The sequence below is a fragment of the Bradyrhizobium sp. 141 genome, assembly GCF_023074055.1.
Lineage (GTDB): Bacteria > Pseudomonadota > Alphaproteobacteria > Rhizobiales > Xanthobacteraceae > Bradyrhizobium.
Genome location: NZ_JADPKR010000090.1, coordinates 1 through 9,932, shown reverse-complemented (window position 1 = coordinate 9,932; position 9,932 = coordinate 1). Strand labels below are relative to the sequence as shown.

Sequence of the window (9,932 nt, the reverse complement as noted above, 5' to 3'; positions counted from 1 at the left end):
GCCGCAGCCAACGAGCCGGCTTCACTTGGGATCGTATGACGAAGTTGGCGGATGACTGGCTTCCTCAACCCCGTATCCTCCATCCCTGGCCGCAACAGCTGAGCGCCCCCCGCACAGATCCGGACGAGCCCAATTAAGGCATCCGGCTCCTACCTTGGGTGTGCGCTGCGCGATATCGCGCGCGACTATGTCATCGAGCATTTGGCGGATGACGGTCGATCACGAGGACCGCATCGAGACCGGCTTTCTCAAGCAGGGCAAAGCGTCATGCGGAGTGGCGCGGCAATACACGGGTTCGGCAGGCAAGATTACGAACTGCCAGATCGGAGTCTTCGCTACCTACGTTTCGCGCCATGGTCATGCGTTCATCGATCGCGCGCTGTATCTTCCGAAGGAATGGACTGACGATCCGGATCGTCTGGAAGCCGCATACGTGCCTGCCGATGTCGGCTTTGCGACCAAACCAAAGCTTGCGACGAGAATGATCGCACGCGCCATAGCCGCGTCTGTACCATTCACGTGGGTTGCTGGTGACACCGTCTACGGTGTCGGCGATATCGAGCAGCAACTCCGCCGGGCCGGCAAAGGCTACGTGCTCGGGTCAGTAGCACTCATGTCTTCCGATCCTGGGGCAAGCGACAGCCGGTCGCCGGCAAGGCCGAAGACATCGCCCGGACGCGGCGCCCATCCGACTGGAAGCGCCTGTCGGCCGGAGCCGGAACCAAAGGACCGCGGCTGCACGATTGGTGTTATCTCGAATTGGCCGACCTCGAGGCCGAGCCATTCAACAGTGCAAATGATGGTTTGTGGACGCGCGGTCTACTGATCCGTCGTCGCATCGCCGATGGTGACCTCGCCTTCTTCACCACCTGGTGCCCAGCGGGAACATCAATTGAAACGCTGGTCGCGGTCGAAGGCCATCGATGGGCGATCGAGGACAGTTTCGAGACCGCAAAAAACGAGTTCGGGCTCGATCACAACGAGAGCAGATCCTGGCATGGCTGGCACCGTCACGTGTCCCTGGTGATGCTCGCCTTCGCCATGATGGCGGCGATCCGGCATCGCGCCAATCCGCCACCGCCCAAAAAAACAAAACGACGCCACCCGGCAAAAGCCAAAACACTACCGCGCCGCCACTGATCCGTTGGTCAATCCAGGAAATCCGCCGCATCGCCGTCAGACTGGCGCGAAAGCATATTCAACCCGCATACATCATCGCATGGTCTTTCTGGCGCAGAGCTCATCAGGCGGCCGCTCAACGCGCTCACTTCAAATCAAGAAGGCAACTGTAATGCTAATGATGCCAGAAGTAGAGATCGCGGGTCGCGTGCCGTATGCCAGCTCGCTGGCAAGTTCGGGGGCGTACATATGGCCCACTCCTCGCAATGACTAAGCGCAAGACGACTTGCTGATGCTGCGCCAGAATAAACAGGCCTCTGCCTGCAGGCTTGCTTAAACCTGACATTCGTGACGACGAGCCGTCGGTCGTGCTCGCGGCAAAGTATCACTAACTGCCGAACATGATGACGGCGTGAAGCTGAACGCGCGCAATCGGAGATCTACGCGGCCGTCGCGATGATGGCGTTGCCGGGCTCTATGAGCCGTTCCATTACCATCTCCTGATACCCCAAGAATGGCGGCTCATCGGATGACCTCGCCTTGGTTGCGCGTCTACGAAGTAGCGGATGGAAATTGAGGCGTGCAAACAGGTATTACGTCGAACGCCGTGACCGCACGCCCGGCGAGGAATGGCGCTCCGAGCCCGTGACGCATAACCCGGAGTGCGCCCCCGCAAAAGCACTTCGGCTCGGCCGGAAGTGGCACGGCTCCTGAGGCGCCGCGAAAAAAAAGTTGCGCGACTACGTCAAAGCCATTGTCAATGGCCCATTCCAGCTGTTCGGTCAGGTCTCGCGCGCATTGATCCGCCAAGCCGCGGCGCGTAATCGAGATCAGCCGCGATCGGCCGCTCGATTTCGGAAGACTGCAGCCAGACCTCGCGCCGGACCTGGCGATATTGCGTTGCAGAACCCATTTGCGGTCGATCGATAGCTCCACGCCGACGCGATGGGTCAGTGGGCGCGGCGACTTGTGTTCGCATCGCCCAAAAGGAAATTCGACTGTTTCTCGAAGGAAGATCGTAAGATCCGCCGTAGGTGGTTCGAGGACGGCGAGTGCTGCTGTACTGCCGTCGAAAATGATCCTGCGTGTCCCGTACCCTTCGGCGTAAGCGCGTCAACTGCGGTATCGCTTGGGCTAGAGCTCATGACTGAAGCTCCTGCTGGTTGTCCGATATTCCTTCTTGCTTGAGCCTGGCCGATTTTGTCAAGAAGCTAGCAAATTTTCGCTCTGACAGCTTTCGCAACTGTCGCCGGAAACTACGGTCTTTCGCGCGCGAACGTCCGCTGATCCTTGTTTGGTCTCTAACAGCGGTACAACGGCTGTCGGATTCAAAACACCGGCCGTTGTTTGCGGCTTGGGAACTCTTTTTGAAGGGAATCAGGAGCTTAGTGCGCTTGAACGCCCTGGCACGGCCGTTGCTATTGAGAGGCGGCAAACGCTGAGTGAGGGGAGGATTGAGTGCATTCACACGCGCACGACGAGCAATGCTCTCCTTCCTCTAACCACGGCGTGCCATTTCGGTTTTGCCAATTGGTTGATGGAGAGCGCATGTCCTTAGTGAGACAAATAATCTCTTATAGCAAACACGGCGTCGACAAGTCGGACTCCTCTCAAAACACTTTAGCGGTACTGGCCGAGATGGGACCCAACGTCCTGCTGGTTTGCGGGGATTTCAAGGCGAGTTCGATGCTTCGCATCGCTCCAGAAGACGCTGAAAAATCGAGCGCGTTCTTTGCCCCTCCCCAGCTGGCGCCGACACGCTTGTCAGTTCGGCCCAAGTTTGAAGCCACTCGGATTGGCGTCTCACGGGATGACTTTGTCGGCTGCTACGGTGCTGATCTCGCGCGAACCCCGCAATGACGATCTAGATGAGTGGCTACTAAAGTTGCTCACAGGAGCATGCGATGAATTTTGCATTCACAAAAGAAGAGCAGGCGTTCCGAGAGGAAGTGAGGCAGTTTCTGCGCGACAACGCACCACCGGGGATGCGGCGCAAGATGGTCGAAGGCCGCCATATCCCGAAAGAGGAATTGGTCACCTGGTGGCGCATCCTAAACAAGAAGGGCTGGGGCGTCAGCCACTGGCCGAAGGAGTATGGCGGCACAGGCTGGACCCCTGTGCAGGAATACATCCTCAGGGAGGAGCTACAGATGCATCCGGCGCCGACCCCGCTCGCCTTCGGCGTGAACATGGTCGGCCCGGTAATCTACACCTTCGGCAACAAGGCGCAACAGAAGTACTATCTGCCGCGCATCGCCAATGTCGACGACTGGTGGTGTCAGGGGTTTTCGGAACCGGGCGCGGGCTCCGACCTTGCTTCGCTGAAAACGAAAGCTGAGCGCCAGGGTAGTAAGTGGATCATCAACGGCCAGAAGACCTGGACCACGCTTGCCCAATATGCGGACATGATTTTCTGCCTCTGCCGTACCGATCCAACCGCCAAGAAGCAATCCGGCATCTCCTTTATGCTGATCGATATGAAGAGCAAGGGTATTACGGTGCGCCCGATCCAGACCATCGACGGCGGCCATGAGATCAACGAGGTGTTTTTCGACGACGTCGAGGTGCCCATCGAAAATCTTGTCGGCGAGGTGAACAAAGGCTGGGACTACGCAAAGTTCCTGCTCGGCAACGAGCGCACCGGCATTGCGCGCGTCGGAGTCTCCAAGGAGCGCATCCGACGCATCAAGGAGCTGGCTTCGAAAATCGAAGCCTGCGGCCGGCCTCTAATCCAGGATCCCACGTTCCGGGAGAAGCTTGTGACCTGCGAGATCGAGCTGAAGGCACTGGAGCTCACGCAACTGCGCGTTGTCGCTGGTGAAAGTAAGCATGGCAGGGACAAGGCGAATCCGGCGTCTTCCATGCTCAAGATCAAGGGCTCGGAGATCCAGCAGACCACGACCGAACTCTTGCTGGAAGTGATCGGGCCGTTCGCCATGCCCTATGACGAGCATCCCGATTCTTCGCACCGAGCGATGGACTGGACCATGCAGATCGCGCCAAGCTACTTCAACAATCGCAAGGTCTCGATCTACGGGGGCTCCGACGAGATCCAGCGCAACATCATTACCAAGGCGGTGCTGGGACTCTAAATCTTCTCCCTCTGCCCTCAAGCGAGGCGAGGTCGAGCGTCCAATCCAGATTTGTCGTTAGAGGGTGCTGAAGAAATGGATTTCGAACTATCCGAAGAGCAGCGGCTCCTCAAGGAAAGCGTTGCTGGACAGCTAACCGATGCTTATGATTTCGAGCAGCGTAAGAAATACATGAAGGAGAAGGGCGGCTGGAGCAAAGCGATCTGGAGCATGTTCGCCGAGCAGGGCCTTCTTGGTCTGCCCTTTGCCGAAATCGACGGCGGCTTCGGCGCCGGCGCCGTGGAGAGCTTGATCGTGATGGAGTCCATGGGACGCGCGCTGGTACTCGAGCCCTATCTGCCGACTGTCGTGATCGGCGGCGGCTTCCTGCGCCATGGGGCCTCAGCCGCACAGAAAGCCGCGCATATTCCCCTCATCATCGAGGGGAGAAAGACCTTTGCGTTCGCTCAGCTCGAAAAGAGCTCGCGCTATGATTTGAACGACGTCACTACCTCTGCGAAGAAGAATGGCGACGGATGGATCATCGACGGCGAAAAGTTCGTCGTCATCAACGGCGAGAACGCGGACGCGCTGATTGTCACCGCGCGCAATACGGGCGCCCAGCGCGATAGAAGCGGTATCGGCGCTTTCCTAGTACCCGCCAACGCCAGGGGCATCTCCAAAAGGACCTATCCCACCCAAGACGGCCTGCATGCCGCCGACATCACCTTTACCGGCGTCGAGGTGGGTAGCGACGCTGTGATCGGCGATCCCGAGAACGGGTTGCCGGTGATCGAGCGCGTGGTCGACGACGCCCGCACCGCGCTTTGCGCGGAAGCCGTCGGCGTGATGAACGAATCGCTGAAGATTACGATTGAATATATGAAGACACGAAAGCAGTTCGGAGTGCCGATCGGCTCGTTCCAGAGCTTGCAGCACCGCGCCGCCGACATGTTCGTGGCGCTAGAGCAGGCGCGCTCAATGTCGATATTCGCCTCCATGGCCGCTGATTTCGATGATGCCTCCGAGCGCGCGAAAGCGGTGGCCGCGGCAAAAGTGCAGATTGGCAGGAGCGGCAAATTCATCGGCCAGCAAACGATACAGCTGCACGGTGGCATCGGCATGACCATGGAGGCCAAGGTCGGCCACTATTTCAAGCGGCTGACCATGATCGAGAGCACGTTTGGCGATGCCGGTTATCACCTCCGCCGCGTCAGTGAGAACGACGCGCTGGTGTGATCTGTACTGGGGACGGGGCAATAGCTCGCACCATCGTTATGCCCCCTTCTTCCGCCTCCGCTGAAGCCTCGACTAGAATGCCGCGAATCTTCAACGAAACGGAAATAGAACGTGGCTTAGCTCTGTTCCGGCGCAGGAGCGAAGCGCTGAAAGAGTCCACTTCGATTGCTACGCGAGCGCCCCAGAACGAGATGACTGCATGATCTGCGGCAGACGAGGTCAAACGACGACAACAACACCATCAGGAGATACGTATGAAAACGAAAGACGCGGTTCTCACCCGCCATGTGGCCGAGCATGTGGTGCAGGTCACGATCAATCGACCTGATGCGCGCAACGCGGTGAACCGCGATGTCGCGCAGGGTCTTGAGCATGCGGTGTTCCACACCGAGAGGGATCGGAACATCTGGGTCGTGATTCTCACCGGCGCGGGCGACAAGGCGTTCTGCGCCGGCGCCGATCTGAAGGCAATCTCGGCGGGAAGTGACGGCGGCCTCAGCACCGAGACCGGTGGCTTCGCCGGCTTCGTGCATCAGCCGCGTACAAAACCTTGGATTGCCGCGGTAAACGGCTTTGCGCTTGCCGGCGGCACGGAAATTGCGTTAGCCTGCGATCTGATCATTGCGAACGAGCAAGCAGCGTTCGGCCTGCCAGAGGTCAAGCGCGGCCTCATCGCCAGTGCCGGCGGGCTCTACCGGCTGCCGCGCGCGCTACCGAAGGCGATTGCGCTTGAATTGATCATGACCGGGACGCATTTCGACGCCAAGCGCGCGTTCCACTATGGATTGATCAACCGCCTGGTGCCGAGCGCTCAGCTGATGCCGGAGGCGCTGAAGCTTGCCGCGGCGATTTGCGAAAGTGCGCCGCTTGCGGTTCGCGCAAGCCTCGGCGTCGCGAAGCAGGCCTACGACCTCGATGATGCGGCTTTGCGCGAAGCCAGCGATGTCGCATCACGCAAGAATGCGGAAAACGAGGATTATAGGGAGGGGCCGCGCGCCTTCGTCGAAAAGCGGGCGCCAAGGTGGGCGGGACGGTAGACAGCGCAGCCTGCACCCGCTGAGCCCAAGGAATTTGTGGACCCGGTCCTGAACGCGGCGCGTAAGTTCGAGCAATGGGCTGAGCGGCAGACCTTCAAGTGAGCATACTGGAGTAAACACGCGAGAAGTGGCATCGCAGCAGTGCGTGCCGAGTGCTAATTTGCCGCCAACTTAGGCGCAACTCTTCCAGCGCTTATCGCATTGGGCCCTTGGGGAGCCAGTGCAACTAAGCAGCGAAGCGACGGGTGTGCAGCTGATGCGACAAAACCAGAATGGCCTTGAACGTGCCCAAGCTCGGCACCCCTGACGGTTAGCGTTACCGTTGTCGGTATCCCGACTGGAGGTGAGAATGCTCTCTCCCGGCCGCGACAATTAATCGCTTCCGTGACGATCCGAAAGTCGGTTCGATCCTCATGACTGGGGGAGCGGCTTTCTGCGCGCGCGGCGATGCTTGCGTCCTTGTGGGGGGCACTTTCAGACTACAAGGCTCCAGTCAGGAGCTTGCAATGACGGTCGGTGTTCCGAAGGAAACCAGGACGCACGAATACCTTGTGTGCCAGACCCCTGGAGCTGTTCGGGAATATGTGGCCCCCCGCCAGCGTAATGGTTGAGACTAACTGACGCTGGTATTCGCGCAACAGTAATCCCGACAGGAAAACTCGCCGTTTTAAGCTGCCGGCATTGAAAAACGTGCTCCTGCGTCAGAATGTGCTCTTAGAAGCTGCCACGTCAATCCGGGAACAGCTCGCGGATAATCGTGCCGCCCACTTCCGTGTACGCTACCGGCCCAATGTGCGCGCGGTCAGCGTCGGGCACGCTCGCCTTTCGCTATGGATGATCCATGGCTTCTTTTGTAATCGAAGCCTTCAAAGCTCTGCTTCTGCAGCGTTGTGCTCGGCTATAGCGCTATAGCGAAGGCGATCCGACTTGCTAAGCTCCCATTAGCCGTCTCATCAACCTGCATTTGTCGGTTGCCGCGCCCCGCAAGCTCGCACGCCGAGCGATTTCGTCGGCCGACCGAGTGGGCGACAGGGTAGCCATGGCAAGACCACCACGCGCCATGTTGCGTCGAACCAGAAGCTCACAAGTACTTGGCCCATCTCGATTCCCGGCAAACAAGCCCGACGCCAGCCCGACCTCGACTGTATCGCTACAAATTGTTGGCTCAAGATCGATGGTCCCCAAGTCGTTGACCAGCACGCGTCCACTCACCTTCTGCGAGGTCTCGCCCATAACGCGGAAAGGTCGTCATCGAGCCTCCCACGCCTTCGAGGAGGAGCGCAGGCAGAAAAGCCAGTTGGTGGTTTTCTCGGGTTGCAGGCTTGTGCGAGTCCGCTTAAATCAAGAACGTCAGCTCTCCTATTTCCTAAGGGGCCACTCCCAATGTCTCTTGCCGCGGTGGCAATGGACCATCTCCTTTGCGATCAGGCACATCTTCCTTCCAGCTCATCGCTCCGAACGGCCGCTCCAGCATGCGGCGGATGCGCACGGGCGCGGGACCGACGTGGAAAGCCACTGCCTGCTGGTCCATGGCTCGCTCCGATTGTGTCGATCGGTTGCGCTGGCGCAAATAATCGAGCCACGTCGGGCAGTGATAGCGCTCCGTCCAAAGTTCGGTATCGACGATATCACGCGCGACAGACCAGCCATAGGCGCCGTTGCGCTGACGTGATAGCTGCACGTCCTGCATCACATTGTGGAAAGCCCGCGCGCTCTCCGGCGCAACGCGATATTCGATCTCCACCACAAGCGGCCCACTACACCCGGTGAGCGGGAGCCGCACCTCAAGATCGTCCAATAGCTCAGCGTCCTCATCGCGTGCGCTGATGCGCGGCATGGGCAGCCAGAGCCCCAGCAGCGGCGAGAGTACCATGAGTGCGGCGGAAACCAACAACGCGAGCTCGATGTCGGCGGCGTCGGTGAGGCGACCCCAGCCCCAGCTACCGATGGCCATTCCGCCAGACAACGCAGTCTGATAGGCGGCAAGAGAGCGGCCTGCGACCCATCGCGGAGCGGAGAGCTGCACGCCGATATTGAATACTGTGAACGTCATCATCCACATCGCCCCGGCCAGGACCAGTGCGGTAGCAGTCAGAACCGGCTGGCGGCTTAGCGCTACAGCCGCGATGGCACCACCCATGGACAGTGTCCACGCGCGTACCGCAGCCTCCCCGCTCATACGCTTGCGCATCTCACCGATACAGAGTGCCCCGATAATGGCACCAAGCCCAAAGGCGCCGAGCATGATGCCATAAGTCTGCGCACCACCTTGCAGGAGATCGCGCGCCACCAGCGGCATCAGAGCCGAGATCGAACCGCCAATGACGCCGGTTACCATGGTGCGGGTCAGCACAATCTTTAGCGACGGGGAATTGGTGATATAGCGCACTCCCGAGACAATGGCGCGGGTCAGCTGTTCGCGCGGCAACGGCGACGGCTCCAACACACGCTTCCAGAGGAATAGCGCGAGTACGAGTGGCAGATAGAGTAGCGCGTTCAGCGCAAAGGCCGCGACCGCGCCAGCGGTTGCAACCACAATGCCGCCGATGGCGGGTCCGAAGCTGCGTGCGATGTTGTAGCTGATGCCATCGAGTGCAACCGCTGCCGGTAACGCTTCTGCCGGCACCTGTTCACTGATGGAAGAGCGCCAGGCCGGGTTCATCAGCGCCATGCCACTGCCGACCACAAAACACAGTGCAAGCAGAAGATTTGGTGTGATTCGACCGAACCAGTCGAGTACCGTCAGCGCGGTGGCACCGCAAAGTGCAATCGCGAGCGCAACTAGCGTCACGATACGGCGGTCATGCATGTCGGCAATGGCGCCGGCCGGCATCGACAGTAGCACCACCGGCAGCATCAAAGCCGTTGTCACCAGCGCGACCTTGTCGGCCGACGAGGTCATCTGCGTCATCGCCCAAGCCGCACCAACAAACTGGATCAGGATTCCGAGATAAGCCAGCAAACCTGCACTCCAAATGCGCCGGAAGGCCGGAAAGCGTAAAGGAGCGGTGACGCTGTCGGTGCTCACCGTCTGTGGCTTGGACAACTCCATTATCGGCTCCCGCCTCGCCCGCGCTGGATTGACTCTGGACCAGATCAGTGTGGTCGCGGAAAGTTGGCCGTTAGCAGCGGGCAAGCGCCCTTTTCAACCTTTCTCGGCAATCGGCGTGCCACACGCGGAATGTGGTGTTGCTTGATTGATGAGAGTGAAACACCCATAAGTGCCAGCATGTCCACTGGACGGGGTGACGACACTCGGTTGTGTTCGCGACATCGGCGTCATAATCCGGACATGGACAGTACTACAAAGATGTGAGATGGGGCCGGTCGCCGTTGCGAACGCGGTGTTTCTCTAACCTGCGCGTTCTGAAGTGGACCCCGGAAATAGGACCAAACGTTAAGGTGTGAAGCGTCCTGCTCTGTTTGAACCGACGGAGCACGGATATGACGAAATCACGCAAGAAGT

7 protein-coding genes are annotated in these 9,932 nt (G+C 59.4%); 6 read left to right on the top strand and 1 reads right to left on the bottom strand.

The features are described 5' to 3' along the window. The first annotated feature begins 208 nt into the window (after positions 1-208). The 6 genes from IVA81_RS27055 to IVA81_RS27030 all read left to right on the top strand — a co-directional run bounded on the left by IVA81_RS27055 (position 209) and on the right by IVA81_RS27030 (position 6,466). The gene (locus IVA81_RS27055) at positions 209-826 is read left to right on the top strand and encodes a transposase (RefSeq protein WP_247323657.1); all 618 of its coding nucleotides are present in this window, start codon (positions 209-211) and stop codon (positions 824-826) included. After that, the gene (locus IVA81_RS27050; RefSeq protein WP_346659418.1) at positions 736-1,140 is read left to right on the top strand and encodes a transposase; all 405 of its coding nucleotides are present in this window, start codon (positions 736-738) and stop codon (positions 1,138-1,140) included. Before IVA81_RS27055 ends, IVA81_RS27050 begins: the two co-directional genes overlap by 91 nt. A gap of 1,527 nt (positions 1,141-2,667) precedes the next feature. Beyond that, entirely contained in the window at positions 2,668-2,979 is a 312-nt protein-coding gene (locus IVA81_RS27045; RefSeq protein ID WP_247323644.1) for a hypothetical protein, read from the top strand. Between the two features lie 44 nt (positions 2,980-3,023). Continuing rightward, a complete protein-coding gene (gene pimC / locus IVA81_RS27040; protein WP_247323642.1) occupies positions 3,024-4,211 on the top strand; it encodes a pimeloyl-CoA dehydrogenase large subunit in 1,188 nt (395 codons plus the stop codon). 75 nt (positions 4,212-4,286) lie between these two features. Beyond that, entirely contained in the window at positions 4,287-5,429 is a 1,143-nt protein-coding gene (gene pimD / locus IVA81_RS27035; RefSeq protein WP_247323639.1) for a pimeloyl-CoA dehydrogenase small subunit, read from the top strand. A 254-nt stretch (positions 5,430-5,683) separates the two neighbouring features. Next, entirely contained in the window at positions 5,684-6,466 is a 783-nt protein-coding gene (locus IVA81_RS27030) for an enoyl-CoA hydratase-related protein (protein ID WP_247323638.1), read from the top strand. A gap of 1,366 nt (positions 6,467-7,832) precedes the next feature. Here IVA81_RS27030 and IVA81_RS27025 read toward each other — a convergent pair. Beyond that, positions 7,833-9,518 (bottom strand): MFS transporter, encoded by a 1,686-nt coding sequence (locus IVA81_RS27025; RefSeq protein WP_247323636.1) that lies wholly within the window; start codon positions 9,516-9,518, stop codon positions 7,833-7,835. Positions 9,519-9,932: the final 414 nt, after the last annotated feature.